Genomic DNA, 25,765 nt, shown 5'->3' with positions numbered 1-25,765 from the left:
CCGCCTCCCCTCCCGGGAGGCGGGGTCTTTTGCTGCGCGGGGTTCACGAGGGCGCGAACGTCCCGTGAACGATCCAGGTCAGAGGGTCACATTCAGGGACGTTCGACAGAGGATTGGTCTTGACCAAGGGGGTGGCTCGCCTTATGGTCGCAGAGTTAGTGCAGGAACCTTTAATAAACAAGGGCGCGGAAAAACGCCGCGGGACACGGCGAATTGCGGAGGATCAGGGTGGGGACCACGCAGCTGACATCGGTACCGGAGCCGAAGTACCAGCACCTCAAGACAGTGATCGGCGAAGCGCTCGACTCGGACTTCGAGGTCGGGGAGATCCTGCCCAACGAGCGCGAACTCGCGGCCCGCTTCGGCGTCGCCCGTGCCACGCTCCGCCAGGCCCTGGAGCAGCTGGAGCTGGAGGGACGCCTGCAGCGCCGCCGGGGCGTCGGCACCACCGTCGCCCCGCCGCGCGTCGGCGTGGACGTCTCCACCGCCCAGCACGCCTGGCCCGGCGTCGGCGACGACGTCTGGCAGCCCCAGGACTCCGTCGCCGACGTGGCCCCGGCCGCCGTCGCGCGCGTCCTGGAGACCGCCGCCGACGAGCAGGTGCACATCGTCCGCCGCCTCCGCATCAGCCAGGGCCAGCCGGTCGCGGCCGAGTTGCTCTACGTGCCGGCCGGCTCCGTCCCGGGCCTCAGCGCCATCGATGCCCCCGCGGGCCCCGCCCGCGCCCGCGCCGTGCTCCGCGAACTCCAGCACCTCACCCTCGACGGCCAGGACCGCGCCGTGGAACTGGGCTCCGCCCGCGCCGACGACGCCAAGGAGCTCGACCGGCTGCCGGGCGCGCCCGTCCTCGTCGTGACGACCCGTTACCTCTCCGCCGGGCGTCCGGCCGCCGTCTCGGTGGCCACCTACCGCGCCGACACCTGCCGCCTCACCTTCGGCGACTCGGCCGACCTGGTCATGGCCTCGTAGGACCCCACGGCTTCGGACACGGCCCGTCGCGGGAAGACTCCTGGCGGCGGGCCGTCACCGTGCCCTCGACGGCGAAGAGCTGCTCCTCGACGTGGTCCAGGGCGAGCCGCAGGGCGCCCGTGCCCACGGCGGCCTCGCCGAGCAGGGACAGCACCACCCGGGGCGGCCGCAGGCAGAACCGCGCCAGTTCCTCGCGGAGCGGCTGGAGCACCCCGTCGAGGCCGGCCGCCCAGCCGCCGACGACCACCAGCTCGGGGTCGATGGCGAGGACCAGGGCCGCCACGTCGTGCACGAGCCGCTGGATGAAGCGGTCCACCGCGGCCTCCGCGCGCGCGTCGCCCCCGCGCGCCAGCGCGAAGACCTCGGCGACCGCCTGCTCGTCCAGCGGGTGCAGCGGCTCGTCCGTGGTCGACAGGAGGTGCTCCGGCGTCACGTCCCGGCCGAGCAGGTGCAGGGCTCCGATCTCCCCGGCCGCCCCGCCGAAGCCCCGGTGCAGCCGGCCGCCGATCAGCGAACCGGCGCCGGGGCTGAGGCCGGCGAGGACGAAGACGATGTCGTCGGAGTCGGTCGCGGCACCCTTCCAGTGCTCGGCGACGGCCGCCGCGTTGGCGTCGTTCTCCACGATCACCGGGCAGCGGAAGGAGCGCCGCAGCCGCTCGCCGAGCGCGAGGCCCGTCCAGCCGGGCAGCGCCGTGCCGAGGCGTACGGTGCCGTCGGCCTCCACGATGCCGGGCGTGCCGACGCCGACGGCCCGCAGGTTGGACCGGGCGACCCCGGCCCTGCGCAGCACGTCGGCCACGACCGTGCGCACCCGGTCCAGACGCTCGTCCTCGGACGCGGTCTCCGACACCTCGCGGGACCCGGCGCCGATGATGCGCCCGTCCAGGCCGGAGAGCAGGGCGGCCACGCGGTGCGGGCCGATCTCGATGCCGAGCAGATGACCGGCCTCCGCGCGGAAGCGGAACCTCCGCGCCGGGCGTCCCTGCCGCCGGGCCTCGCCCTCCTCGGGGGCCGACTCGACGACGAGACCGGCCTCCATGAGGCCCTCGACGACCCCCTCGACCGTGGGCCGCGACAGGCCCGTGATCCGGGTCAGATCCGTGAGCGTGGGCGCGTCGGCGCCGCGCAGCGCATGGAGTACCACCGCGGAGTTGATCCGCCGCAGCAGAGACGGATCCCCGCCGGTCAGCCGCCCCACAGTGTGTCCTCCCAGCTCGTGCGCCTCTTCGGCGGATGGTACTCAATGGGTACGGCCGCGGCGAGTGCCGCCCCGCGGCGGAACCGGGCGCACGGCGCCCCGCACCTGACGGAACGCCGACTGCCGGTGACGACGGCTTCGCCGTCCCCCGACCGCGGCACGGCACCTGGCGACGGTCGTCCCGCTCCCCGCCGGCCCCTTCCCCGCACGACCGGAGCGGTCCGGCCCCGCCGACACCCCTCAGGGGGAGCCTTCCGCCGCCTCCCGCAGCCGGGCGAACTCCTCGGCCATCGTCTCCGTCGTCCAGTGGGCGTTGAGGCCGCTCGGGTTGGGCAGTGCCCAGATCCGGGTGGAACCGATCGTGCGGTCCTGCGGCCCGATCACCGCCTTCGGCTCGCCGAAGGCGGTGCGGTACGCGGTGACGCCGACGACCGCGAGCCAGCGCGGCCGGAGGCGTTCCACCTTCTCCACGAGCAGCCGCCCGCCCTCGCGGTACTCCTCGGGGCTCAGCTCGTCGGCCCGCGCGGTCGCCCGCGCCACCACGTTCGTGATCCCGAGCCCGTACGTCAGGAGCTCTTCCTGCTCGTCGGGCCGCAGCCGTCTCGGCGTGAAGCCGGACAGGTGCAGCACCGGCCAGAAGCGGTTGCCCGGGCGGGCGAAGTGGTGGCCCGTCGCCGCCGTCATCAGCCCCGGATTGATCCCGCAGAAAAGCACGGAGAGGCCGCTCGCGACCACGTCGGGAACGACGCGGTCGCGAGCGGCCTCCAGCTCCTGCTGGGTGAACCGGGGGGTCCGGGTCAGAGGATCGCCCCGGGGGTGTAGGCGGCGGCCTCCGGGTGCTGCTTGAGGATCTCCTCGATGCGGGAGACCACGGAGGCGACCTGGTCGGCGGCGGCGCCGGTGAAGGACAGCTTGTCCGCCATCAGCTCGTCGAGCTGCGCCCGGTCCAGCGGGATCCGCTCGTCGGCGGCCAGCTTGTCGAGGAGCTCGTTGCGCTCGGCGCCCTGCTCGCGCATGGCGAGGGCGGAGGCGACGGCGTTCTCCTTGATGGCCTCGTGGGCGACCTCGCGGCCCACGCCGGCGCGGACGGCGCCCATGAGGACCTTGGTGGTCGCCAGGAAGGGCAGGTAGCGGTCGAGCTCGCGGGCGACGACGGCCGGGAAGGCGCCGAACTCGTCGAGCACGGTGAGGAAGGTCTCCAGGAGGCCGTCGAGCGCGAAGAACGCGTCCGGCAGCGCGACCCGGCGGACCACGGAGCAGGACACGTCGCCCTCGTTCCACTGGTCGCCCGCCAGCTCGCCGGTCATCGAGGCGTAGCCGCGCAGGATGACCATGAGGCCGTTGACGCGCTCGCAGGAGCGGGTGTTCATCTTGTGCGGCATCGCCGAGGAGCCGACCTGGCCGGGCTTGAAGCCCTCGGTGACCAGCTCGTGGCCCGCCATCAGGCGGATCGTCTTGGCGATCGAGGACGGGGCGGCGGCCAGCTGCACCAGCGAGGTGACCACGTCGTAGTCGAGCGAGCGCGGGTAGACCTGGCCGACCGAGGTGAAGGCGTGTGCGAAGCCGAGGTGACCGGCGATCCGCTGCTCCAGCTCCGCCAGCTTGCCGGCGTCGCCGCCGAGCAGGTCCAGCATGTCCTGCGCGGTGCCGACCGGGCCCTTGATGCCGCGCAGCGGGTAGCGGCCGAGCAGCTCCTCCAGGCGGGCGTACGCCACGAGCAGCTCGTCCGCCGCCGTCGCGAAACGCTTGCCGAGGGTGGTCGCCTGGGCGGCGACGTTGTGCGAGCGGCCGGCCATGACCAGCTCCGCGTACTCGGCGGAGAGCTTGCCGAGACGGGCGAGGACGGCGACCGTGCGGTCCCGCATCAGCTCCAGGGAGAGCCGGATCTGCAGCTGCTCGACGTTCTCGGTGAGGTCGCGCGAGGTCATGCCCTTGTGGACGTGCTCGTGGCCGGCGAGGGCGTTGAACTCCTCGATCCGGGCCTTCACGTCGTGCCGGGTGACCTTCTCGCGCTCGGCGATGGAACCGAGGTCGACCTGGTCGAGGACGCGCTCGTAGTCGGCGAGGGCGGCCTCCGGAACCTCGATCCCGAGGTCCTTCTGCGCACGCAGCACGGCGAGCCACAGCTGACGCTCCAGCTTCACCTTCTGCTCGGGGGACCAGAGGACGGCGAGCTCCGCGGAGGCGTAGCGGCCGGCCAGAACGTTGGGGATGCGGGGCTTCGCAGTCACAGCAGTCACGTGGACAGAGTTTACTGGTGGTTTCTGCAGGCCAGCGCCACGGTCCGGTGTGGAGCTTGCTACGAGACGCAGGTCACCCGCGCGCGCGGACGCCCCCGCTACGCCTCGGCCCGGGGCTCGTACGGCAGCAGGTCGGGGCGCTTGGGCGGGCGGCCGTCCCCCGAGGAGCGGCCGGTCAGACGCCGTCCGATCCAGGGGCCGAGGTGCTCCCGGGCGAAGCGGGCGTCAGCGATCCGGCGGCTCGCCCAGCCGGGCCGGACGGCCGGGGGCAGCGGCGTGCGCCAGTCCTCCTCGGGCGCCAGGCCGAGTGCCTGCCACACGGCCTCGGCGACCCGCCGGTGCCCGTCGGCCGTCAGGTGCAGCCGGTCCACGTCCCACAGCCGGGGGTCGCCGAGCGACGGGGCGCCGTACAGGTCGACGACCAGGGCGCCGTGCGCGGCGGCGAGCGCGTCGATGTGGGCGAACAGCTCCTCCATCCGGGGGCGGAAGCGCTCCATGACGGGGCCGTTGCGGCCGGGGCTGCGCATGAGGACCAGCTGCCCGCAGGAGGGTGTGAGGCGTTCCACTGCCTCGGTGAGCAGGTCCCGCACCCGGACCATGTCGACCTTGGGGCGCAGGGTGTCGTTGAGCCCGCCGACCAGGGTCACCACATCGGCCTCCATGCTTGCGGCCAGGCCGACTTGCTCGTCGACGATCTGGCCGATGAGCTTGCCGCGCACGGCGAGGTTCGCGTAGCGGAAGCCGGGGGAACGGGCGGCGAGACGGCCCGCGAGGACGTCCGCCCAGCCTCGGTAGGAGCCGTCGGGGTTCAGGTCCGACATACCCTCGGTGAAGCTGTCCCCGACGGCGACGAGACTGTTGTACGTGGCATTGATCTCCATGGCGGAGCGATCATACCGCGCGGTATGCGCGGGACGCCGAGGAGAACCCGGGAGGGGAAATCCGATGAGTGACGCGCTGCTGAGCGCCCTGGCCGAGTCCCTGGCCGAGCTGGTGACGGCGGTCGAGACCTCCGACGACGAGGTCCTCGATCCCGACACGGCCGTGCAGTGGCTGGAGAACACGGGGCGCCCCCTGGGCGCACTCGGCCCCGCCGACCGCCGCGCCCTCGACGGGCTGTTCCGCGAGACCGCGCTGCGGCGCCCGGAGGGGCCCCACCGCGAGGCGCTGCTCCGCCTTCCGAGGCAGCTCGGCGTCTCCGAGGGCCCCCGGCCGAGCGAGACGGCCACCGCCGCGGCCGGCCCGTCGGCGACCGCGGGCGCCCGGCCGGCCCCGACCGCCTCGCGCGTCCCGTCCACGGCCCCCGGCGCCGCCCCGCCGGCCGACGATCCGGCCGCCGTCTGCGACGCCGTCGCCGAGCGCGTGCTGCGCTTCGCCGCCCTCGTGCGGGAGGCCGACCCCGCCGCCCCGGTGCCCACGTGCCCCGGCTGGACCCTCGCGGACCTGACCCGGCACCTCGGCGCGGTCCACCGCTGGGCCGATCACCTGGTGCGCACCCGGGCCACCGTCCGCGTCCGCCCGAAGGACCTCCCGCTCGACCCGCCGTCGGACCCGGCCGCGTGCGCCGACTGGCTGGCCGAGGGCGCCGACACCGTGCTCACGACCCTCCGCGCCGCCGCCCCCGACCTCCCGGTCTGGTCTCCGGGGGCGGACCCGCACGCCCGGTACTACCCGCGCCGGCTGCTCTCCGAGGCGGTCGTCCACCTCGCCGACGCCGAACTCGCCCTCCACGGCGCCGCGGGGCCGATCGATCCCCGCACCGCCGTCGCCACGCTCGACCACTTCCTCGCCGACGCCCCGTACATCCCCTGGATCGCCGAACCGCTCGCCCACCTCGGCCGTGACGGTGCCGTCCTGCGCCTCGGCGCCCGCGACACCGGCACGGCCTGGACCCTCGCCCTCGGCGGGGGCGGCTTCACCTGGAGCCGGGAGAACCCGGATAACCGAGCGATCCGCGAGGTCCGGGGGAGCGGAGGCGTGGAGCCGACCGCCTCCGTCGAGGCGGACGCCGGCGAGCTGCTGCTCCTCCTCCACCGCCGGTACGACGCCGACGACCCGCGCTTCGGCCACACCGGCGACCGGGACCTGCTCGACGACTGGCTCGCCGCCACCGCGCTCTGAACGCGCCGGAGGGGCCCCGGGAGGCGAATCCCGGGGCCCCTCTCGGGCGGGGGCGGGTCAGGAAGCCGCCGGGCGCCCCACCAGCTCGCGCAGCACGTCCTCCATCGTCACCAGGCCGGCCGGCTTGTCGTCCTCGTCGAGCACGGCCGCCAGGTGCGTCCGGCTGCGGCGCATCGCGGTGAGGACGTCGTCCAGCGGCGTCGCCGCCCGGACGCGGGCGATCGGCCGCAGCGCCGTCACCGGGAACGGCAGATCGCGCGGGGTGGCGTCCAGGGCGTCCTTGACGTGCAGATAGCCCAGGATGCGGCGCTCGGAGTCGACGACGGGGAAGCGGGAGTACCCGGTCCGCGCCGCCAGCGCCTCCAGCTCCTCCGGAGTGGTGCCGACCTGCGCGTACACCACCTTCTCCGCCGGCATGACGACGTCCCGCACGGGACGCCGGCCCAGCTCCAGGGCGTCGTGCAGCCGCTCCGCGGCCCGGTCGTCCAGGAGGCCCGCGTCGCCCGCGTCGGTGACCATCCGGGCCAGCTCGTCGTCCGAGAAGGTCGCTGAGACCTCGTCCTTGGTGTCCACCCGCAGCAGCTTGAGCAGCGCGTTGGCGAAGGCGTTGATCGCGAAGATCACCGGCCGCAGCGCCCGCGCGAGCGTCACCAGGGGCGGCCCGAGCAGCAGCGCGGAGCGCGTCGGCTCGGCGAGCGCGATGTTCTTCGGCACCATCTCGCCCAGCAGCATGTGCAGGTACGTCGCCAGGGCCAGCGCGATCGCGAACGAGATCGTGGTGGTCAGGCCGTGCGGCACGCCGATCGCGTCGAAGACCGGTTCGAGCAGGTGCTCGATGGCCGGCTCGGCGACGATGCCGAGGACCAGGGTGCACAGGGTGATGCCGAGCTGCGCCGCCGCGAGCATCGCGGAGACGTGCTCCAGGCCCCAGACGACGCTGCGCGCCCGCCGGTTCCCGGAGTCGGCCAGGGGCTCGATCTGGCTGCGGCGGACCGAGATCAGGGCGAACTCGGCGCCGACGAAGAAGGCGTTGACGACCAGCGTGAGCAGACCGATCAGCAGCTGGATCGCGATCATCGGCCGGCCTCCCCGGACTCGTCGGTGTCGTGCGAGGCGGCCTCCGCGGGGGCGTGCAGCAGCACGCGCGCGGCGCGCCGGCCCGAGGCGTCGACGACGTCGAGGCGCCAGCCGGCCAGCTCGACGGTGTCGCCGGACGCGGGGATGCGGCCCAGCTCCGTCGCGAGGACGCCCGCGAGCGTCTCGTACGGGCCGTCCGGCACGCGCAGGCCGATCGCGGCCAGCTGGTCCGTACGGGCGGCGCCGTCGGCGGACCACAGCTCGCGCCCGTCCGCGTCCTCGCCCGCCCGGGCCAGGTCCGGCGTCTCGTGCGGGTCGTGTTCGTCGCGCACCTCGCCGACGACCTCCTCGACGATGTCCTCCAGGGTGACGACCCCGGCCGTGCCGCCGTACTCGTCGATGACGACGGCCATCGTCTGCCTGCCCGACAGGCGGTCGAGCAGCCGGTCCACGGTGAGCGTCTCGGGGACGAGCAGCGGCTCGCGCAGCATCTCGCCGATCCGGCGACGGGGCCGCTCCGCGGCCGGTATGGCGAGCACGTCCTTGATGTGGGCGATGCCGACGACCGCGTCGAGGCTGCCCCGGTAGACGGGGAAGCGGGACAGGCCGGTCGCGCGGGTCGCGTTGGCGACGTCCTCGGCGGTGGCCTGCATCTCCAGGGCGGTGACCTGCACGCGGGGCGTCATCACGTTCTCGGCGGTCAGTTCCGCCAGGTTGAGGGTGCGGACGAACAGCTCGGCCGTGTCCGCCTCCAGGGCGCCCTCCTTCGCGGAGTGCCGGGCGAGCGCCACCAGCTCCTGCGGGGAGCGCGCGGAGGCCAGCTCCTCGGTCGGCTCCAGGCCGAGGCGGCGCAGGATCCGGTTCGCGGTGTTGTTGAGGTGACTGATGAACGGCTTGAAGGCGGCCGTGAACACGCGCTGCGGGGTGCCCACCACCTTCGCGACGGCGAGCGGCGAGGAGATCGCCCAGTTCTTGGGGACCAGCTCGCCGACGACCATCAGGACGACGGTCGACAGGGCGGTGCCCAGGACGAGGGCGACCGAGGAGGCCACCGAGGGGGAGAGGCCGAGCGCCTCGACGGGGCCGCGGATCAGCTTGGCGATCGAGGGCTCGGAGAGCATGCCGACGACCAGGTTGGTCACGGTGATGCCCAGCTGCGCGCCGGAGAGCTGGAAGGTGAGCGAGCGGACGGCCTTGAGGGCGCCCAGCGCCCCCCGCTCGCCGCGCTCCACGGCGGCTTCGAGCTCGCCGCGCTCGACCGTGGTCAGCGAGAACTCGGCCGCGACGAACGCGCCGCACGCGAGCGCGAGCAGGAGCGCCACCACGAGCAGAAGCACTTCGGTCATCGGTTCACCTCCGTCCCATGATCAGTCAGGGAGGGAGGGACCGCTCGATGTCGGCGGTCGGGACCAGTGCTACTGGGGGGCTCGCCCATGGGCGGACGCTCACACCTTTCGGTCGGCGGACGGGAGGACACCATGGTAAAGGATCGGCAAAGCCGAGGGGCGGTCGCCCCGGCGGTCACCTCGGCGGTCACTTCGCGGCCGGAGCCGCGAGCGGCTTCACCCAGCGCCGCCAGCGTTCCTCGCGGCGGTACCCGGCGGCCGTCCACAGCGCCCGTCCCGTCTCGTTCGCCTCCAGGACCATGGCGTCCGCACGCCGTCCGCCGAGCGCCCGGAACCTCTCCTCGGCCGCGCGCAGAAGCGCGGTGGAGACGCCGCGGCGGCGGTGCGAGGGCAGCACGGCGAGCCGGTAGAGGGAGGCGCGCCAGCCGTCCCAGCCGGCGATCACGGAACCGACGATCACGCCGTCGGCGAGGGCGAGGATCAGGGCGTCGGGGTCGCGCTCCACCAGCCGGGTCACCCCGTCCGCGTCGTCCGACACGGACGTGCCCTCCGCCGACTCCTTCCAGAAGGCCAGGACGGCCTCGACGTCGTCGGGAGCAGCAGGACGTATCTGCAGATCGATCATGGCCGGATCCCATCACGCGGGGCGGCGACACCGCCAGGCATCACCACCGGGCACCACCGCCGGACATCAACGTCGGGCCGTGCCCAGCACGCAGGGGGAGGACGGCAGCCGCGGCCCCTGCTCCGGGACGTCGAAGGAGCGGTACGAGACGAGGTCGAAACCGGCCGCCCCGATCGCCGCGAGCGGGGCGCGGGAGGTGTGGCAGCCGCCGAAGAACAGCGGCCAGACCGTCCGGTCGAGACCCCGCTGCACCCGCGCCAGCCCCGGCGTGTCCGCCACCCCGTGTTCGAAGAACCGCAGCTCGCCGCCGGGACGCAGGACCCGCCGCAGCTCGGCGAGGACCCCCGGCACGTCCCGTACGGTGCACAGCACCAGCGAGGCCACCGCCGCGTCGAAGGCGCCGTCCGGACCCGGCAGCGCCTCGGCCGTGCCCGGCAGCACCGTCACCGGGACGGCCGCCCGGCGGGCGGCCTCCCCGGCGAGCCGGCGCAGGTGCGGCTCCGGCTCGACGGCGACGACCTCGGTGACCCCGGGCGGGTAGTGCGTGAAGTTCAGGCCGTTCCCCGCCCCGATCTCGACGACCCGGCCGGAGAGCCCGGCGAGCAGCTCCGTCCGCAGGGCCCCGAGCCCGCCCCGCGTGTCGGCGGACTCGCTGAACCGGGCGTAGAACCGGGCGAAGAGGGGATGGTGGACGCGGGGAGCCCGGGACGTCGGCCGGCCGGGGGGATTCGGGGACACCGGAGCCGCCCTCAGCCCGTCACGAAGCAGAACTCGTTGCCCTCCGGGTCCCGCATGACCTGGAAGGAGCCCTGCTCGTCGGTGACGAGCCCGCCGACCGCGACCGCCCCGAGCGGCACCGCCTCCCCGGCGGCCCGCGCCGGATCGGCCACCTCCAGGTCGAGGTGGACCCGGTTCTTCACGGCCTTGCCCTCCGGCACCCGCTGGAAGGCGATCCGTACGAACTCCGGCGGATCCACGTACGACCAGTCCGGTCTGCGGTCGACGGGCTCGCCGTCGAGGAGCCCGGACCAGAAGCGGACCAGCGCCGCCGGGGCGGCGCAGTCGAAGACGATCTCCTGAACGTGTGCGCGCATACGGTCAGCGTACGGAGAGCGGTGCCGCGTGCGCCTCCGTGAAAGCCTCCGCGTCCCACGCGCCGCCGAGCTCCGGTCCCAGCCAGCCGCCCGCGGCCGCCCGGAACTCCGCCGGGTCGAGCGCGCCCGACCCCTCCGGCACGGCCCCGAGCAGCGGAGCGCCCGCCGCCTCCGGCAGGTCCGCGAGGTTGCAGCGCGCCGCGAGGTCCGGCGCGGCCGGCCAGCTGCCGACGACCACGCCGAGCTGCTCGATCCCGCGCGCCCGCAGCGCCTCGGCCGTCAGGGTCGTCGAGTTGAGGGTCCCCAGACCGGCCGGCGCCACCACCAGGACGGGCGCGCCGAGGAGCGCGGCCGCGTCGGCGAGCGTGCCGCCCTCCTCGTCGAAGCGGACGAGGAGTCCGCCCGCGCCCTCCACGAGCACCAGGTCGTGCTCCTCGGCCAGCTTCCGGGCGGCCTCGGCGACCTCCCCGGGCCCGACCGGGACGAGCCCGGCCCGCCGGGCGGCCGTCCCCGGGGCCAGCGGCTCCGGGAAACGGCCGAGTTCGGCGGAGGCCCGCGCGCCCGAGAGGCGTACGACCTCGTCGGCGTCGCCCCGCTCGTCCGGGCCGATGCCGGTCTGGGCGGGCTTCAGGACGGCGACGGACCTTCCCGCGGCGGTGGCGACGGCGGCGACGGCCGCGGTGACGACGGTCTTGCCGATCTCCGTGCCGGTGCCGCTGATGACGATGATGCTCATGGGGTCCTTTCTCGTTCGGTGGGGGCGCGCGGGCGGTGCGGGTTCGGGCGCGGGAGCCCCTGGCGCCGGCAAGGGGCGCCGTTCCGTCGTGCCCACCCGTTCCGCCCCGCGGAACGACTGCCCACGACGGGGGAGGATCAGCCCTCCTCCGCCGCCGCCCTCACCGCCCTGCAGATCCTGGCCACGTCCTCGTCGCCCGTCACGTACGGCGGCATCGTGTAGATCAGGTCGCGGAACGGGCGCAGCCACACGCCCTCGCGGACCGCCGCGCGCGTGGCGGCCGCCATGTCGACCTCGTGGTCGAGCTGGACGACGCCGATCGCGCCGAGCACCCGCACCTCGCGGACGCCCGGGAGGCCGGCCGCCGGGGCGAGCCCGTCCCGCAGGCCCGCCTCGATCCGCTTGACCTCGACCTGCCAGTCCTGGGAGAGCAGCAGGTCGATGGAGGCGAGGGCGACCGCCGCGGCGAGGGGGTTCCCCATGAAGGTCGGCCCGTGCGCCAGGACCGGGACCTCACCGCGCGAGATCCCGTCGGCGACGCGGCTGGTGCAGAGCGTCGCAGCCATCGACAGATAGCCGCCGGTCAACGCCTTGCCCACGCACATCACATCGGGGGAGACCCCGGCCCGGTCGGCGGCGAACAGCGTGCCCGTCCGTCCGAACCCGGTCGCGATCTCGTCGAAGACGAGCAGCACGTCGTGCGCGTCGCAGGCCTCGCGCAGCACCCGCAGATACGCCGGGTCGTGGAAGCGCATGCCGCCCGCGCCCTGCACGACCGGCTCCACCACCACCGCGGCCAGCTCGTGCGCGTGCTCGGCGATCCGGGTCCGCAGCAGCTCCGCGTACGACTCCTCGTACGCGGCCGGCGGCGCGTCCGTGAACACCTGCCGCTGGAGCACCCCCGACCACAGCTCGTGCATCCCGCCCTGCGGGTCGCACACGGACATCGGCTGCCAGGTGTCCCCGTGGTAGCCGCCGCGCCAGGTGAAGAGCCGCTGCTTCTCGGGGCGGCCCAGGGAACGCCAGTACTGCAGGCACATCTTGGCCGCGACCTCGACGGAGACCGAGCCCGAGTCGCTGAGGAAGACGTGCCGCAGCGGCTCCGGGGTGATCTCCACGAGCCGGGCGGCGAGCCGGACGGCCGGCTCGTGGGTGAGCCCGCCGAACATGACGTGGCTCATCTTCTCCAGCTGGCCGCGCACCGCCTCGTTGAGCACGGGGTGGTTGTAGCCGTGGACCGCCGACCACCACGAGGACATGCCGTCGACCAACTCGGCCTGCCCCTCGACGGGTTCGGCGAGCCGGAGCCGCACACCGGACGCGGACGCGACGACCAGCGGATCCACCCGGCCCGGCATGGGGCCGTACGGGTGCCAGACGTGCGCCCGGTCCAGGGCGAGGAGCTCGTCGTCACGCATTCGGAGCGAGGTCCGTGCCGGCGCCCCGGCGACGCACGGCCACCAGGTCGGTGCGGGCCTCGTCGGAGGTGCGCGCCGGAGCCGCGGAGGGCGCCGCGTGGCCGCCGCACGGGCCGCAGCCGCCGGCCTCCTCGGTGGGGGAGCCACAGCCGGCCGAGGCCTCCGAGCCGCAGCCCGCCGAGGCCTCCGAGCCGCAGCCGCCCGCGGCGCCCGCCGCCGCGAGCGCGTCCGCGCGGTGCTTCGGCAGGGTGGTCGTGCCCGCGCCCTCCACCTCGAAGCCCGCGTCCGCGATCATGTCCAGGTCGGCCTGGCCGGCCTGGCCCTCGCTGGTCAGGTAGTCGCCGAGGAAGATCGAGTTCGCGATGTGCAGCGCCAGCGGCTGCATCGACCGCAGGTGCACCTCACGACCGCCGGCGATCCGCACCTCGACGTCGGGGCAGACGAACCGGACCATCGCGAGGATCCGCAGGCAGCGCTGCGGGGTGAGGTTCCACTCCTTGGCGAGCGGGGTGCCCTCGAACGGGATCAGGAAGTTGACCGGCACCGAGTCCGAGTCCAGCTCGCGCAGCGCGTAGACGACGTCGACCAGGTCCTCGTCGCTCTCGCCCATGCCCGCGATCAGACCCGAGCAGGCCGACAGACCGGCGGCGTGCGCCTTCTGCACGGTGTCCACGCGGTCCGCGTAGGTGTGGGTCTTGGTGATGTCCCCGTACGTCGCCTCGGACGTGTTCAGGTTGTGGTTGTACGCGTCGGCGCCGGCCTCCCGCAGCCGCTCCGCCTGGCCGTCCGAGAGCAGACCGAGGCAGGCGCACACCTCGACGCCCTCGTTCTGCTCCTTGATCGCCTCGATCGTCTTCCCGACGCGCTCCACGTCCCGGTCCGTCGGACCGCGGCCGCTCGCCACCAGGCAGACCCGCTTGGCGCCGCCCGCGACACCCGCCGCCGCGGCCTGCGAGGCCTCGTCCGGCTTCAGCCAGGTGTACTTGAGGATCTCCGCCTTCGAGCCGAGCCGCTGCGAGCAGTACGAGCAGTCCTCGGGACAGAGGCCGGACTTCAGGTTGACCAGGTAGTTCAGCTTCACCCGGCGCCCGAACCACTGACGGCGCACCTTGCCGGCCGCCGCCACCACCTCGAGCAGTTCGTCGTCGGAGGTCGCCAGCACGGCGAGCGCTTCTTCACGGGTCGGCAGCTCGCGCCGCAGCCCCTTCTCCACCAGCGTGTTCAGCAGGTCCATAACCGCAGATCCTTGCCTACCGCCCGCCCCCGGGCCAAGGAGGAACCGAACAAACGCCTCCGATCGAGGTGTGTGGATGACCACATCCCGACCCCGGCGCCCTGCGGTTAGGGTCTGTGCGCTGCCTACAAAAGGATCGCCGCATGTCACGGGACGAGGACGCACGCGCCGAGGGCGCCGACGACGCGCGGGTCGCGGGCCCGCGCCGCACCGCCTTCGACTGGACCGACGCCGAGGCGCGCCGCCGGGCCGAGGCCGGCCTCGGCCGGACGCTGCGGCCCCGGGCGGCCGAGTCGGACCTCCTGGACCTGGCGGGCAACGACTACCTCGGGCTCACCCGCCGCGCCGAGGTCACCGGGGCGGCGGCCGAGGCGGCCAGGCGCTGGGGCGCCGGCTCCACCGGCTCGCGGCTCGTCACCGGCACCACCCGGCTGCACACCCGTCTGGAGCGCGAGCTCGCCGAGTTCTGCGGCTTCGAGGCGGCCCTCGTCTTCTCCTCGGGCTACACCGCGAACCTCGCCGCGCTCACCGCGCTCGGCGGCCGGGACTCCCTGATCGTCTCCGACGCCTCCAACCACGCCTCGATCGTGGACGGCTGCCGCCTCGCGCGCGCCGAGACCGCCGTCGTCCCGCACACCGACGCCGAGGCCGTCGCCAAGACCCTGGACGCGCATCCGGGGCGCCGGGCCCTGGTCGTCAGCGACTCCGTCTTCTCCGTCGACGGCGACAAGGCCCCGCTCCCCGGGCTCGCCGAGGCCTGCCGCGCGCACGGCGCCGGACTGGTCGTCGACGACGCCCACGGCTTCGGCGTCCTCGGTGACGGCGGCCGGGGCGCCCTGCACGAGGCCGGGCTCGCGGGCGACGAGGACGTCGTCGCCACCCTCACCCTCTCCAAGTCCCTCGGCAGCCAGGGCGGCGCCGTCCTCGGCCCGGCACGGGTGATCGAGCACCTGGTGAACGCGGCCCGCACCTTCATCTTCGACACCGGGCTCGCCCCGGCCGCCGCGGGCGGGGCGCTCGCGAGCCTGCGCCTGATCGCGGCCGAACCGGGCCTCGCCGAGCGGGCCCGGACCGTCGCCGGGGCGCTGCACCGGCTGCTCACGGAGGCCGGGCTGACCTCCGCCCGGCCCGACGCGGCCGTCGTCTCGGTCCACGCGCCCTCCCCGGAGGCGGCGCTGCGCTGGGCGGCGGACTGCCGCGAACAGGGCCTCGCCGTGGGCTGTTTCCGGCCCCCGTCCGTCCCCGACGGCATCTCGCGGCTGCGCCTCACGGCCAGGGCCGATCTGACGGACGCGGAGATCGGGCGCGCGGTGGAGACGATCCTGCGGACCGCACCGTCGGTCTGACGACCCGTCGGGAGGTCCAAGGACGTTCTCCGGCAGCAGAGTTCACCGCTTCGGGCGACAGACGGGGACATATCTTGGCGGAACGCCTGCAGGGGCGGCACGATCGGTGGGACCCTGACGCGTAGCGCGATCCGGGGCCGAAGCCCCGGCGGGAAAGGGACAGCGTCGCCATGGCAGACCACCAGGAAGCATCCGTCACGCTGCCGAGCGATCCCGCGTCGGTCCCCACCGCCCGGCGGTACGTCGCGAAGGTCCTCGACGGATGGGGTCTCGACGGCGCCGAGGACCTGGCGGACGCGATCCGCCTGATGGTCTCGGAACTGGCCACCAACGCCGTCCTGCACACCTTCGGGCAGTCGCCCACCTTCACGGTCGACGTCCGCCTGGAGCGCGAGGAACACCTCCACATCGGCGTCACCGACAGCCACCCGCGCTGGCCGCGCCGTCTTCCGGCGGCGGTCCAGCAGGACAACGGCCGGGGCATGGTCATCATCCGCTCCCTGGCCGCGGAGGCGGGCGGCCGGCTCTCGGTCACTCCGACCGAGGAGGGCGGCAAGACGGTCTGGATCACGCTCCCGTGGGTCCGGACGGCCGCCTCGTACGTCTGAGGCCGTCCTCGTACGGCCACGGGCCGCCCCGGGGACAGGTCCTGGGGCCTTCGTCCCCGGCGAGGGGTGCGGCGGCGCCACCGCACCCCTGGGCGGGGTCACGGGCCCCCGAGGCCCGAGACCGGGTCAGTGCCCGGCGGACGTCATCGGACGCGGCCGTAGTAGACCTTCGACGACCAGATCCTGTCGAGCTTCACCCAGGACCCCGTCTTGGGCGAGTGCCAGATCTTGCCGCTGCCGGCGTAGATGCCCACGTGGTAGACCCTCCCGCCGGAGTGGAAGAAGACCAGGTCCCCCCGCTGCCTGCTGGACGCGGAGACGTGCCGGGTGCTGTTGTACTGCTGCTGCGCGGTGCGGGGCAGCGACTTGCCCGCCTTCTTGTACGCGTAGAGCGTCAGGCCGGAGCAGTCGAACCGGGTGGGTCCGGCGCTTCCGTACCGGTAGGGGGCTCCCTTCTTGGACGCGGCGACGCTCAGTGCCTTGTTCGCGTAGGTGGTCGCCGCCTGGGCCTCGGGTGCCGCACCCGGTGCGAGCATCGTGCCGCCGACGGCGGCGAGGGTGAGAGCCGAGACGGCTCCGGCCCGGGACAGCAGGGACGGGACGTGCATCTGCGCAGTCATGCGCAACCCTTCGTCAGCCGCCTGCGAAGGATGACCTGTCGGGTTCGGGCTGGCGAAGATGCCCGGCCGCGGCTGCGGCTTCACCCCAAGGGACGGTCCCGCTGCGGAAACAGCGCGCACGTCCCGTACTGCTCGGGTCCTCCACTCCTGCCGATCCACTTCTGTCGACCAGTCGTCCGGGACGGCGGCAGGACTCGGCGTCCGCCCGGACCGCCCCGCCGCGGATGGCGGGGGCTTGTCGTCGACAGGGATCTTGACCTACAACCGGGGCGAAATCCGAGCTGAAACGGCCATATGTGAGGCTCCTCACGACTGATCCATTCAGGTGGACAGGGTGCTTTCGTGATCCTTGGAGGTTTGGCCCACGAGCCCCGCACCAGCGGTGGAACGCCCCATTCCGCCAGATGTGTACACCTGTTGCGCAACTCGCCCCGCACATATGTCGACTCGTCGACTACGCCGAACGAGCGAGCGATCCTGCGCCCCCTGTCGGCCGTACGGACCTCGACACGACATGCCGGAATGTCAACTCGCCCGTGCGCGCGGGACGGTGACGCGGTCGGCACGGCGTTCGCCGTCCAACACCCGCAGGGCGCGCGCGAGGGTGTCCGCGTGCACCTCGTTCTCGCCCCGCGCGTGCATGACCGTCAGGGCCTCGCGCAACGCCTCCGCGCGTCCCACCAGTGCTTGCGCCGCCCGCAACGCCCCATAGGTGTGCGTACCCCTGGAAGGGTTGATCTTCCCCAGGAGGTCGACGACTTCGAGGTACGCGTCGATCAACTCGCCCTCGGCCCGCGTCAGCGCGGGCAGCGGTGGCAGCTCGGGCAGCACGGCCGGCTCACCGCGTCGCGCCGGCGTCGCGCCGGTTCGTGATCACGTGGTCCACCAGTCCGTACGCGACGGCCGCGGACGCGTCCAGGACGGTGAGGCGGTCGAGGTCGGCGTCGATCCGCTCCCGGCCCTGCCCGGTGTACTCGGTGAGCATCCCGGCCGTCAGGGCGCGCAGCCGGAGCAGCTCGCGCGCGTGGATGTCGAGATCGCTCGGCTGTCCCCGCAGGGGTTCGTCCATGGCCGGCTGCCGGAGGGTGATCCGGGCGCCGGGGAGGACGTGCCGCTTGCCGGGGGTTCCGGCGGCGAGCAGGACGGCGGCGGTGGACGCGGCCTGGCCCAGGCAGGTGGTCTCCACGTCGCAGGAGAGCGTCCGCATCGTGTCGTGGATGGCGGTCATGGAGCCGATCGAGCCGCCGGGGGAGTTGATGTAGAGCGCGATGTCCTGCCCCGGGGCCGCGTGGTCGAGGTACAGGAACTGGGCGATGACGTCGTTGGCCGAGGTCTCGTCGATCGGTGTGCCGAGGAAGACGATCCGGGATCCGAGGAGCTTCGAGTACGGGTCGAGGGTCCGGGTTCCGAAGCTCGTCCGCTCCGTGAACTCGGGCAGGACGTGACGCGCGTCCATGGCTGAGCACCTCCAGCTGTCTGTAAAAAATGTACAGGACGTACAGGCCGTAAGATGGGGAGCATGACCTACGAGATCCCGGTGACGCAAGCGCGGGCCGAACTGGCCGACCTCATCAACCGCGTCGTCTACGGAGGGGAGCGCGTCGTCGTCACCCGCCACGGGAAGCCGCTCGTCGCCCTGGTCTCCGCCGCTGACCTGGAGGAACTCGAGGCGGCGGAGAAGCCCGCCGACGAACAGGTGGTCAGTTCGCTCTCCGGGCTGCACCCGGTCGACTCCGCTCCTGGCGAACAGCGCCGCTTCGGCATCGCCGCCCATCACCGCGAGCCCGGCGTCTCCTGACCGAGGACGCGCGGGGCGACGGCGGGCGCCGCCCGGCGGAAGCGGCCGGCCCCGCCACGGCCCGGAGGGAGAGGACGAGCAGCGGGCGGCCCGCCGCCGCGCCGTCGAAGGCGGACACCGACCGGAGGGCCGAGCCGCCGGCGCCCGGCGGCACCCACCGGCCGAGCGCACCCACTCCAGTGGCAGCAGCTCCGGCGCTCGACATCCCCGAGAAGGCGTTGCCGAGAAGGGCCGTCAGGGCGGCCCCGAGCCCGGAGCCGGGCTTGCCGAGCAGGGTGGCGAGCGCCGCGAAGGCCGAGCCGTCGGCCAGGACGGTCGGACCGAGGACCCCGGCCCACCAGTCGCCGGTCGGCGCGCCGAGCCGGCTGCCGGCGAGCGTCGCGCCCACGAGTCCGGCGATCGCCGCGGCGCCCACCGGGGTCGCGACCGCCCCGGCCCCGCGCAGCCCGAGCAGGACGGTGGCGGCGCCCGTGGCCGCCCCGGCCGGGGCGAGGGCCAGCGGGCTCGCGCCGGGCACGGCGCCGCGGGTCGCCCGACGGCGCGGCGACCACGTCCGTGACCCGGACCGGTGCCCCCGCCGGGGTCCGCGCGGCTGATCGTCCAGGTGTGGACCGGGACCCTGCGCAACGGGGAGCCGGCCTCGGCCCTCGCCGAGGGGTACCGCGGGATGCGGGCCGCCTGGACGGGGCCGGTGGCCACCCACCGCGACGGCGGCCTGCTGCGCGCCGGCGTCCCCGCCGACCGCGTGGCCCGCACCCTCATCGCCACCGCCCGGGGCTTCATCGCCCAGCGGGCGCTCTTCGACGACGTGACCGCCGAGGTCCTGGAGGACGGGTTGCGTGGCCTGATGTCGATGTCCGTGCCCGGAAGCGCCGAAGCGGCTCGATGATCATAAAAATGCAAAGCCGTGGTTAACGAGCCGGAAAAACTTCCGCCCTAACGTGCAATGTCTGGCCGCGTACCGCATCTCCGCAGTTCAACAGAGTGTTGACGGTCGGTAGGGTCCGCAGCTGTCCGGATCGGATCCGGTCGACGACTGTGAGGTGGAAGAGTGCAACTGAGCCCGCACGAGCAGGAGCGCCTGCTCATCCATGTGGCCGCCGATGTGGCCGAGAAGCGCCGGGCCCGCGGCGTGCGGCTCAACCACCCCGAGGCCGTCGCGCTGATCACCTCCCACATCCTGGAAGGCGCCCGGGACGGCCGGACGGTCGCCGAGCTGATGGCCTCCGGGCGCAAGGTGCTCACCCGCGACGAGGTCATGGACGGCATCCCGGAGATGATCCACGACGTCCAGGTCGAGGCCACCTTCCCGGACGGCACCAAGCTCGTCACCGTCCACGACCCCATCGTCTGAGGGGCGGCCGCCGATGATCCCCGGAGAGATCCTGTACGCGGACGGACCCGTCGCCCTCAACGAGGGACGGCCCGTCACCCGCCTCACCGTGCTCAACGCCGCCGACCGGCCCGTCCAGGTCGGCTCCCACTACCACTTCGCCGAGGTCAACCCCGGCCTCGACTTCGACCGCGCCGCCGCCCGGGGGCAGCGGCTGCACATCGCCGCCGGGACCGCCGTCCGCTTCGAGCCCGGCATCCCCGTCGAGGTCGAACTGGTCCCGATCGCCGGCCGCCGGATCGTGCCCGGCCTGCGCGGCGAGACCGCGGGCCCCCTCGACCCCGCGGGCCCCCTCGACACCTCCGTACACGACAAGGACGGCGACCGTGCCTGACCTCCACCGCGCCGTCTACGCCGACCTGTTCGGCCCCACCACCGGCGACCGCGTGCGCCTCGCCGACACCGACCTCCTCGTCGAGATCGAGGAGGACCGCTGCGGCGGCCCCGGCCGCGCCGGGGAGGAAGCCGTCTTCGGCGGCGGCAAGGTCGTCCGCGAGTCCATGGGCCAGGCGCGCACCACCCGGGCCGAGGGCGCCCCCGACACCGTCATCACCGGCGCCGTCGTCATCGACCACTGGGGCGTCGTCAAGGCGGACATCGGCATCCGGGACGGCCGGATCACCGCCCTCGGCAAGGCCGGCAACCCCGACACCATGGACGGCGTCCACCCCGACCTCGTCATCGGCCCCGAGACCGAGATCATCGTCGGCAACGGCCGCATCGTCACCGCGGGCGCCGTCGACACCCACGTCCACTTCATCTCGCCGACCGTGGTCGAGCAGGCCCTCGCCACCGGCGTCACCACCCTCGTGGGCGGCGGCACCGGCCCGGCCGAGGGCACCAAGGCGACCACGATCACGCCCGGCCCCTGGCACATGGCCCGGATGTTCGAGGCGCTGGACACCTTCCCCGTCAACATCGGACTGCTCGGCAAGGGCAACACCATGTCCCGGGAGGCGATGCACTCCCAGCTGCGCGGCGGCGCCCTCGGCTTCAAGATCCACGAGGACTGGGGCGCCACCCCCGCCGTCATCGACGCCTGTCTGGGCGTGTGCGAGGAGACCGGCGCCCAGCTCGCCATCCACACCGACACCCTGAACGAGGCGGGCTTCGTCGGCGACACCCTCGCCGCCATCGCCGGCCGCACGATCCACGCGTACCACACCGAGGGCGCCGGCGGCGGGCACGCCCCCGACATCATCACCGTCGTCTCCGAGCCGTACGTCCTGCCCAGCTCCACCAACCCGACCCGGCCGCACACCGTCAACACCATCGAGGAACACCTCGACATGCTGATGGTCTGCCACCACCTCAATCCGGCCGTCCCCGAGGACCTCGCCTTCGCCGAGTCCCGCATCCGGCCCTCCACCATCGCCGCCGAGGACGTCCTCCACGACCTGGGGGCCATCTCCATCATCTCCTCCGACTCCCAGGCCATGGGCCGGATCGGCGAGGTGATCATGCGGACCTGGCAGACCGCCCACGTCATGAAGAAGCGCCGCGGCGCCCTGCCCGGCGACGGCCCCGCCGACAACCACCGCGCCCGCCGCTACGTCGCCAAGTACACGATCAACCCGGCCGTCGCCCAGGGCATGGACCACCTCGTCGGCTCCGTCGAGCCCGGCAAGCTCGCCGACCTGGTCCTCTGGGAACCCGCCTTCTTCGGCGTGAAGCCGCTCGTCGTCGTCAAGGGCGGCCAGATCGCGTACGCGCAGATGGGCGACGCCAACGCCTCCATCCCCACGCCGCAGCCCGTGCTGCCCCGCCCGATGTTCGGCGCGCTCGGCCGGGCCGCCGCGGCCGGCTCGGTCAACTTCGTCGCCCAGGCGGCGATCGAGGACGACCTGCCCCGGAAGCTCGGGCTGCACAAGGAGTTCACCGCCATCGGCTCCACCCGGCGGGTGACCAAGGCCGACATGCGCGAGAACGACGCCCTGCCCCGGGTCGAGGTCGACGCCGACACCTTCACGGTGCGCATCGACGGCGAGGTGGTCGAACCGGAACCGGCCGCCGAACTGCCCATGGCCCAGCGTTACTTCCTCTTCTGATGACACTCTCCGCACTCCTGGTGCTCGCCGACGGGCGCTTCCCCGCCGGCGGGCACGCCCACTCCGGCGGCGCCGAGGCCGCCGTCAGGGCGGGCCGCATCAAGGACGCCGCCGACCTGGAGTCCTTCTGCCGGGGCCGCCTGCACACCACGGGCCTCACCTCGGCCGCGCTCGCCGCCGGGGCCGCGCACGGACTCGACCCGTACGAGCTCGACGCGGCGGCGGACGCCCGCACGCCCTCGGCGGCCCTGCGCGCCGCCGCCCGCAGACTCGGCCGCCAGCTGATGCGGGCCGCCCGCGCCACCTGGCCGAGCCCCGAACTCGACGCACTGGCCGCCGCGTTCCCCCGCGGCGCCCACCAGCCCGTCGTCCTCGGCACCGCCGCACGGGCCGCCGGACTCGGCCCCGAGGAGGCGGCGCACTGCGTCGCGTACGAGACGGTCGGCGGCCCGGCGACCGCGGCCGTCCGCCTCCTCAGCCTCGACCCCTACCGGGCCACCGCCGTCCTCGCCCGCCTCGCACCCGAGATGGACCACGTGGCCGGGCGCGCCGCCGCGGCCGCCCGGCAGGGCGACGTCGACGCCCTGCCCGCCGCCTCCGCACCGCTGCTCGACCTCACCGCCGAACAGCACGCGGCCTGGCCCGTCCGCCTCTTCGCGTCCTGAGCACCCCGAGCACCCCGAGCACCCCCTGACCACCCGGGAGCCACCCATGCACCTCGACCACGGCCACACCCACCACGGAGCCGTCTCCGCCGACGCCCACCGCCCCGACGGCACCCGCCGCGCCCTGCGCATCGGGCTCGGCGGACCCGTCGGCTCCGGCAAGACCGCCACCGTCGCCGCCCTCTGCCGGGAGCTGCGCGACACCCTCTCCCTCGCCGTCGTCACCAACGACATCTACACCCGCGAGGACGCCGAGTTCCTGCTCCGCAACGCCGTCCTGCCGCCCGAGCGCATCCAGGCCGTGGAGACCGGAGCCTGCCCCCACACCGCCATCCGCGACGACATCTCCGCCAACCTCGAAGCCGTCGAGGACCTGGAGGACACCGTCGGCCCGCTCGACCTCGTCCTCGTCGAGTCCGGCGGCGACAACCTCACCGCCACCTTCTCCAAGGGGCTCGTCGACGCCCAGATCTTCGTCATCGACGTGGCCGGCGGCGACGACATCCCCCGCAAGGGCGGCCCCGGCGTCACCACCGCCGACCTCCTCGTGATCAACAAGACCGACCTCGCCCCGTACGTCGGCTCCGACCTGGAGCGGATGGCCCGCGACGCGAAGGAGCAGCGCGGCGACCTGCCCGTCGCCCTCACCTCCCTGCGCGGCGAGAACGGCGTCGCGCCCGTCGCCGACTGGGTCCGGGCACAGCTCGCGGCGTGGACCGCGTGAGCCTGCGCGCCACCGCCCGGATCACCGCCGACGCCGACGGCGGACTGCCGCTCCTGGTGAGCGACGGTCCCCTCGCCCTGCGCCGCACCCGGGCTGCCGGACCGTACGCGCGGGTCACCGTCGTCGGGGCGATGAGCGCCCCGCTCGGCGGTGACCGGCTCGCGATCGAGACCGAGGTGCGGGACGGGGCCCGGCTCCTGGTCGACTCGGCCGCCGCCACCCTCGCCCTGCCCGGCCGGAGCGCCGACCCCGCCGCGTACGACGTGCGGATCGCCGTCGGCGACGGAGCGGTGCTCCGGTGGCTGCCCGAGCAGCTCGTCTCCGCGGCCGGCTCGCACCTGCGGATGCGCACCGCCGTCGACCTCGCGCCCACGGCACGGCTCGTCCTCCGGGAGGAACAGGTCCTCGGCCGGCACGGCGAACCGCCCGGCACCCTCGTCACCCGCCTCACCGTCCGCCGCGCCGGCCGCCCCCTGTTCGACCAGGAGCTCGCCTTCGGCCCCGAGGCGCCGGGGGGCTGGGACGGCGGCGCGGTCCTCGGCGGCCACCGGGCCACCGGCCAACTCCTCGTCGTCGACCCGGCGTTCGCCGACAAGCCGGTGGAGGCACGGCTGTACGGGGAGAACGCCGTGGTCAGCCCGCTCGCCGGTCCTGCCGCCCTCGCCACCGCCGTCGCCCCCGACGCGCTCGCGCTGCGCCGGCTCCTCGATGAGGCTCTGTCCGAACTCGCCCCGTTCTGAACCCTCCCCGGCGTCGTACCGCTCAGCGGTACACCACTCACCGGTTATTGGTTCGGCAAAGAAACACGTGTACGCCCTTACATCCTGAGCCCCGGTGACGAAAGGATCCCCCGGACACACAGACTCCTTCAGGGGGAGGACCATTGAGACGCACAGCAGTGCTCGGCTCTGCCGGCACTCTGATAGCGGGCACGCTCATGGCGACCGCGCTCGCCGCGCCGACGGCCGGTGCCGTCACCGGCCAGAGCCGGGACGCCGAGGCGCGCGGCGCGGCCATCGCCGCCGCCGAGGCCGCCAAGGCCGGCATCGACTGGCAGGACTGCCCGGCCGACTGGGGCTTCGCCAAGCCCATCCAGTGCGGCTGGGTCACCGTCCCGGTCGACTACGCCAAGCCCGACGGCAAGAAGATCAAGCTCGCCGTGGACCGCGCCGTGTCCACCGGCACCGCCGCCGAGCGCCAGGGCGCGCTGCTCTACAACCCGGGCGGCCCCGGCGGTTCCGGCCTGCGCTTCCCGCGCCGGATCACCACCAAGAGCCCGCTCTGGGTGAACACCGCGAAGGCGTACGACTTCGTGGGCTTCGACCCGCGCGGCGTCGGCCACTCGGCGCCCATCTCCTGCGTCGACCCGACCGAGTTCGTCAAGGGCCCCAAGCTCGACCCGGTCCCGGACAGCGAGGCGGACAAGCTCGCCCAGCGCAAGCTGGCCGCCGAGTACGCCAAGGGCTGCGCCGAGAAGAGCGGCGACATGCTGCCCTACATGACGACGCGCAACACCGCCCGTGACCTCGACGTCATCCGGGCCGCGCTCGGCGAGAAGAAGCTCAACTTCATCGGCGTCTCCTACGGCACCTACCTGGGCGCCGTCTACGGCACGCTGTACCCGGACCACGTGCGTCGCATGATCGTCGACAGCGTGGTCAACCCGGCGAAGAGCAACATCTGGTACCAGGCCAACCTGGAGCAGGACATCGCCTTCGAGGGCCGCCTCAAGGACTGGATGAACTGGGTCGCCCAGAACGACGCCACCTACCACCTCGGCGACACCCTGGCGGAGGTCCAGCAGCAGTGGGTGACCCTGCGCGCCGCCGCCAAGAAGGAGCCCCTGGGCGGCAAGGTCGGACCGGCCGAGCTCATCGGCTTCTTCCAGAGCGCCCCGTACTACGACTCCTCGTGGGTCCCGGTCGCGGAGGCCTGGAGCGCGTACGCCGCGGGTGACCCGCAGCCGCTGATCGACGGTGCCGCCGCGGACCTCACCGACACGGCCGGCAACATCGCGTCGGAGAACGGCAACGCCGTCTACACCGCCGTCGAGTGCGCCGACGCCGCGTGGCCGACCAACTGGAACAGGTGGAACCGGGACAACTCGGCCCTCCACGAGCAGTACCCGTTCATGACCTGGGCGAACGCCTGGATGAACCTGCCGTGCGCCACCTGGTCCGCGCCGCAGCAGAAGCCGACCCAGGTCAAGACCGGCAAGGGCCTGCCGCCGGTGCTCATCGTCCAGTCCGAGCGTGACGCGGCGACGCCGTACGCCGGCGCGGTCGAGCTGCACAAGCGCTTCAAGGGCTCGCGTCTCATCACCGAGAAGGACGCCGGTTCGCACGGCGTCACCGGTCTGGTGAACCCGTGCATCAACTCGCGGGTCGACACGTACCTGCTCACCGGCAAGGTGGACGGCCAGGACGTGACGTGCGAGCCGCACGCCACCCCGAAGCCGTAACACCCCGCACGGCGTGAAGGGAGGGGCGGCCGTCCGACGGCCGC

29 protein-coding genes and 1 riboswitch are annotated in these 25,765 nt (G+C 73.8%); of the genes, 14 read left to right on the top strand and 15 right to left on the bottom strand.

The genetic code is table 11. From position 1 onward, the window contains the following. Positions 1–228 precede the first annotated feature (228 nt). On the top strand, positions 229–969 hold the full coding sequence (locus IE180_RS22245; RefSeq protein WP_190158680.1) for a GntR family transcriptional regulator: 741 nt from the start codon (positions 229–231) through the stop codon (positions 967–969). Here the strand turns inward: IE180_RS22245 and IE180_RS22240 are convergent. The 4 genes from IE180_RS22240 to IE180_RS22225 form a co-directional block, all read right to left on the bottom strand. After that, entirely contained in the window at positions 956–2,167 is a 1,212-nt protein-coding gene (locus IE180_RS22240; RefSeq protein ID WP_190158679.1) for an ROK family transcriptional regulator, read from the bottom strand. The two genes, IE180_RS22245 and IE180_RS22240, sit on opposite strands and share 14 nt — an antisense overlap. A 240-nt stretch (positions 2,168–2,407) precedes the next feature. Next, entirely contained in the window at positions 2,408–2,902 is a 495-nt protein-coding gene (gene mug, locus IE180_RS22235) for a G/U mismatch-specific DNA glycosylase (protein WP_190158678.1), read from the bottom strand. Between the two features lie 62 nt (positions 2,903–2,964). Continuing rightward, the gene (gene purB / locus IE180_RS22230) at positions 2,965–4,407 is read right to left on the bottom strand and encodes an adenylosuccinate lyase (RefSeq protein WP_190158677.1); all 1,443 of its coding nucleotides are present in this window, start codon (positions 4,405–4,407) and stop codon (positions 2,965–2,967) included. Between the two features lie 98 nt (positions 4,408–4,505). After that, positions 4,506–5,288 (bottom strand): SGNH/GDSL hydrolase family protein, encoded by a 783-nt coding sequence (locus tag IE180_RS22225; RefSeq protein WP_190158676.1) that lies wholly within the window; start codon positions 5,286–5,288, stop codon positions 4,506–4,508. Positions 5,289–5,352: 64 nt separating this feature from the next. On the opposite strand from IE180_RS22225, the gene IE180_RS37230 reads away from it, so the two are divergent. Next, positions 5,353–6,528 (top strand): maleylpyruvate isomerase N-terminal domain-containing protein, encoded by a 1,176-nt coding sequence (locus tag IE180_RS37230; RefSeq protein WP_190158675.1) that lies wholly within the window; start codon positions 5,353–5,355, stop codon positions 6,526–6,528. 57 nt (positions 6,529–6,585) lie between these two features. Here IE180_RS37230 and IE180_RS22215 read toward each other — a convergent pair whose 3' ends face one another. The 8 genes from IE180_RS22215 to bioB all read right to left on the bottom strand — a co-directional run bounded on the left by IE180_RS22215 (position 6,586) and on the right by bioB (position 14,058). After that, entirely contained in the window at positions 6,586–7,605 is a 1,020-nt protein-coding gene (locus IE180_RS22215; RefSeq protein WP_190158674.1) for a hemolysin family protein, read from the bottom strand. After that, on the bottom strand, positions 7,602–8,951 hold the full coding sequence (locus tag IE180_RS22210; RefSeq protein WP_190158673.1) for a hemolysin family protein: 1,350 nt from the start codon (positions 8,949–8,951) through the stop codon (positions 7,602–7,604). The genes IE180_RS22215 and IE180_RS22210 overlap by 4 nt, the downstream gene beginning before the upstream one ends. Positions 8,952–9,138: 187 nt before the next feature. Next, positions 9,139–9,576: a GNAT family N-acetyltransferase gene (locus IE180_RS22205; RefSeq protein WP_190158672.1), complete on the bottom strand. Its 438-nt coding sequence runs from the start codon at positions 9,574–9,576 to the stop codon at positions 9,139–9,141. Positions 9,577–9,642: 66 nt separating this feature from the next. Continuing rightward, the gene (locus tag IE180_RS22200) at positions 9,643–10,314 is read right to left on the bottom strand and encodes a class I SAM-dependent methyltransferase (protein WP_190158671.1); all 672 of its coding nucleotides are present in this window, start codon (positions 10,312–10,314) and stop codon (positions 9,643–9,645) included. 11 nt (positions 10,315–10,325) lie between these two features. Continuing rightward, on the bottom strand, positions 10,326–10,670 hold the full coding sequence (locus tag IE180_RS22195; protein ID WP_190158670.1) for a VOC family protein: 345 nt from the start codon (positions 10,668–10,670) through the stop codon (positions 10,326–10,328). Positions 10,671–10,674: 4 nt separating this feature from the next. Beyond that, complete coding sequence (gene bioD / locus IE180_RS22190) at positions 10,675–11,406, bottom strand: dethiobiotin synthase (RefSeq protein WP_190158669.1); 732 nt, start codon at positions 11,404–11,406, stop codon at positions 10,675–10,677. A gap of 137 nt (positions 11,407–11,543) precedes the next feature. Next, entirely contained in the window at positions 11,544–12,824 is a 1,281-nt protein-coding gene (locus IE180_RS22185; protein WP_190158668.1) for an adenosylmethionine--8-amino-7-oxononanoate transaminase, read from the bottom strand. Continuing rightward, entirely contained in the window at positions 12,817–14,058 is a 1,242-nt protein-coding gene (gene bioB, locus IE180_RS22180) for a biotin synthase BioB (protein ID WP_190158667.1), read from the bottom strand. The genes IE180_RS22185 and bioB overlap by 8 nt, the downstream gene beginning before the upstream one ends. Before the next feature lie 143 nt (positions 14,059–14,201). Between bioB and IE180_RS22175 the strand changes: the two genes are divergently transcribed. Beyond that, on the top strand, positions 14,202–15,404 hold the full coding sequence (locus IE180_RS22175; RefSeq protein WP_190158666.1) for an 8-amino-7-oxononanoate synthase: 1,203 nt from the start codon (positions 14,202–14,204) through the stop codon (positions 15,402–15,404). Positions 15,405–15,574: 170 nt separating this feature from the next. Next, positions 15,575–16,012, top strand: a complete 438-nt coding sequence (locus IE180_RS22170; RefSeq protein ID WP_190158665.1) for an ATP-binding protein — start codon at positions 15,575–15,577, stop codon at positions 16,010–16,012. Positions 16,013–16,155: 143 nt separating this feature from the next. On the opposite strand, the gene IE180_RS22165 is transcribed toward IE180_RS22170, so the two are convergent. The 3 genes from IE180_RS22165 to IE180_RS22155 all read right to left on the bottom strand — a co-directional run bounded on the left by IE180_RS22165 (position 16,156) and on the right by IE180_RS22155 (position 18,088). After that, positions 16,156–16,632: a C40 family peptidase gene (locus IE180_RS22165; RefSeq protein ID WP_190158664.1), complete on the bottom strand. Its 477-nt coding sequence runs from the start codon at positions 16,630–16,632 to the stop codon at positions 16,156–16,158. Positions 16,633–16,635: 3 nt separating this feature from the next. Continuing rightward, a riboswitch (cyclic di-AMP (ydaO/yuaA leader) is annotated at positions 16,636–16,757 on the bottom strand. A gap of 400 nt (positions 16,758–17,157) precedes the next feature. Further along, complete coding sequence (locus IE180_RS22160; RefSeq protein ID WP_190158663.1) at positions 17,158–17,463, bottom strand: hypothetical protein; 306 nt, start codon at positions 17,461–17,463, stop codon at positions 17,158–17,160. A 7-nt stretch (positions 17,464–17,470) separates the two neighbouring features. After that, positions 17,471–18,088: an ATP-dependent Clp protease proteolytic subunit gene (locus IE180_RS22155; protein ID WP_190158662.1), complete on the bottom strand. Its 618-nt coding sequence runs from the start codon at positions 18,086–18,088 to the stop codon at positions 17,471–17,473. A gap of 63 nt (positions 18,089–18,151) precedes the next feature. Between IE180_RS22155 and IE180_RS22150 the strand changes: the two genes are divergently transcribed. The 10 genes from IE180_RS22150 to IE180_RS22105 all read left to right on the top strand — a co-directional run bounded on the left by IE180_RS22150 (position 18,152) and on the right by IE180_RS22105 (position 25,721). Further along, a complete protein-coding gene (locus IE180_RS22150) occupies positions 18,152–18,430 on the top strand; it encodes a type II toxin-antitoxin system Phd/YefM family antitoxin (RefSeq protein ID WP_190158661.1) in 279 nt (92 codons plus the stop codon). 263 nt (positions 18,431–18,693) lie between these two features. Next, positions 18,694–19,026 carry a hypothetical protein gene (locus tag IE180_RS37395; protein ID WP_190158660.1) on the top strand — a complete coding sequence of 111 codons (333 nt, stop codon included), beginning with the start codon at positions 18,694–18,696 and terminating at the stop codon, positions 19,024–19,026. An 8-nt stretch (positions 19,027–19,034) separates the two neighbouring features. After that, positions 19,035–19,319, top strand: coding sequence for a hypothetical protein (locus tag IE180_RS22140; RefSeq protein ID WP_190158659.1), 285 nt, complete (start codon positions 19,035–19,037; stop codon positions 19,317–19,319). 162 nt (positions 19,320–19,481) lie between these two features. Next, complete coding sequence (locus IE180_RS22135) at positions 19,482–19,784, top strand: urease subunit gamma (protein ID WP_030686168.1); 303 nt, start codon at positions 19,482–19,484, stop codon at positions 19,782–19,784. A gap of 13 nt (positions 19,785–19,797) precedes the next feature. Beyond that, positions 19,798–20,157, top strand: coding sequence for an urease subunit beta (locus IE180_RS22130; protein ID WP_190158658.1), 360 nt, complete (start codon positions 19,798–19,800; stop codon positions 20,155–20,157). Further along, the gene (locus IE180_RS22125; RefSeq protein ID WP_190158657.1) at positions 20,150–21,871 is read left to right on the top strand and encodes an urease subunit alpha; all 1,722 of its coding nucleotides are present in this window, start codon (positions 20,150–20,152) and stop codon (positions 21,869–21,871) included. The genes IE180_RS22130 and IE180_RS22125 overlap by 8 nt, the downstream gene beginning before the upstream one ends. Then, positions 21,871–22,536: an urease accessory protein UreF gene (locus IE180_RS22120; protein ID WP_190158656.1), complete on the top strand. Its 666-nt coding sequence runs from the start codon at positions 21,871–21,873 to the stop codon at positions 22,534–22,536. The genes IE180_RS22125 and IE180_RS22120 overlap by 1 nt, the downstream gene beginning before the upstream one ends. Before the next feature lie 46 nt (positions 22,537–22,582). Next, positions 22,583–23,260 carry an urease accessory protein UreG gene (gene ureG / locus IE180_RS22115; protein ID WP_190158655.1) on the top strand — a complete coding sequence of 226 codons (678 nt, stop codon included), beginning with the start codon at positions 22,583–22,585 and terminating at the stop codon, positions 23,258–23,260. Next, positions 23,257–24,000: an urease accessory protein UreD gene (locus IE180_RS22110; RefSeq protein ID WP_190158772.1), complete on the top strand. Its 744-nt coding sequence runs from the start codon at positions 23,257–23,259 to the stop codon at positions 23,998–24,000. Before ureG ends, IE180_RS22110 begins: the two co-directional genes overlap by 4 nt. Positions 24,001–24,143: 143 nt before the next feature. Beyond that, positions 24,144–25,721: an alpha/beta hydrolase gene (locus IE180_RS22105; RefSeq protein WP_190158654.1), complete on the top strand. Its 1,578-nt coding sequence runs from the start codon at positions 24,144–24,146 to the stop codon at positions 25,719–25,721. The last annotated feature ends 44 nt before the right edge of the window (positions 25,722–25,765 follow it).

This window comes from Streptomyces litmocidini (assembly GCF_014649755.1).
GTDB lineage: Bacteria > Actinomycetota > Actinomycetes > Streptomycetales > Streptomycetaceae > Streptomyces > Streptomyces litmocidini.
The sequence above is the reverse complement of the archived record's forward strand: the minus strand, read 5'-3'. Positions and strand labels throughout refer to the sequence as shown.

What these genes read in the sequence shown, in the direction of transcription:
- IE180_RS22225 (WP_190158676.1), bottom strand. Translation starts at nt 5,288, where the DNA reads ATGGAGATCAATGCCACGTACAACAGTCTCGTCGCCGTCGGGGACAGC.
- IE180_RS37230 (WP_190158675.1), top strand. Translation starts at nt 5,353, where the DNA reads ATGAGTGACGCGCTGCTGAGCGCCCTGGCCGAGTCCCTGGCCGAGCTG.
- IE180_RS22215 (WP_190158674.1), bottom strand. Translation starts at nt 7,605, where the DNA reads ATGATCGCGATCCAGCTGCTGATCGGTCTGCTCACGCTGGTCGTCAAC.
- IE180_RS22210 (WP_190158673.1), bottom strand. Translation starts at nt 8,951, where the DNA reads ATGACCGAAGTGCTTCTGCTCGTGGTGGCGCTCCTGCTCGCGCTCGCG.
- IE180_RS22205 (WP_190158672.1), bottom strand. Translation starts at nt 9,576, where the DNA reads ATGATCGATCTGCAGATACGTCCTGCTGCTCCCGACGACGTCGAGGCC.
- IE180_RS22195 (WP_190158670.1), bottom strand. Translation starts at nt 10,670, where the DNA reads ATGCGCGCACACGTTCAGGAGATCGTCTTCGACTGCGCCGCCCCGGCG.
- bioD (WP_190158669.1), bottom strand. Translation starts at nt 11,406, where the DNA reads ATGAGCATCATCGTCATCAGCGGCACCGGCACGGAGATCGGCAAGACC.
- IE180_RS22185 (WP_190158668.1), bottom strand. Translation starts at nt 12,824, where the DNA reads ATGCGTGACGACGAGCTCCTCGCCCTGGACCGGGCGCACGTCTGGCAC.
- bioB (WP_190158667.1), bottom strand. Translation starts at nt 14,058, where the DNA reads ATGGACCTGCTGAACACGCTGGTGGAGAAGGGGCTGCGGCGCGAGCTG.
- IE180_RS22175 (WP_190158666.1), top strand. Translation starts at nt 14,202, where the DNA reads ATGTCACGGGACGAGGACGCACGCGCCGAGGGCGCCGACGACGCGCGG.
- IE180_RS22170 (WP_190158665.1), top strand. Translation starts at nt 15,575, where the DNA reads ATGGCAGACCACCAGGAAGCATCCGTCACGCTGCCGAGCGATCCCGCG.
- IE180_RS22165 (WP_190158664.1), bottom strand. Translation starts at nt 16,632, where the DNA reads ATGACTGCGCAGATGCACGTCCCGTCCCTGCTGTCCCGGGCCGGAGCC.
- IE180_RS22155 (WP_190158662.1), bottom strand. Translation starts at nt 18,088, where the DNA reads ATGGACGCGCGTCACGTCCTGCCCGAGTTCACGGAGCGGACGAGCTTC.
- IE180_RS22150 (WP_190158661.1), top strand. Translation starts at nt 18,152, where the DNA reads ATGACCTACGAGATCCCGGTGACGCAAGCGCGGGCCGAACTGGCCGAC.
- IE180_RS22130 (WP_190158658.1), top strand. Translation starts at nt 19,798, where the DNA reads ATGATCCCCGGAGAGATCCTGTACGCGGACGGACCCGTCGCCCTCAAC.
- IE180_RS22120 (WP_190158656.1), top strand. Translation starts at nt 21,871, where the DNA reads ATGACACTCTCCGCACTCCTGGTGCTCGCCGACGGGCGCTTCCCCGCC.
- ureG (WP_190158655.1), top strand. Translation starts at nt 22,583, where the DNA reads ATGCACCTCGACCACGGCCACACCCACCACGGAGCCGTCTCCGCCGAC.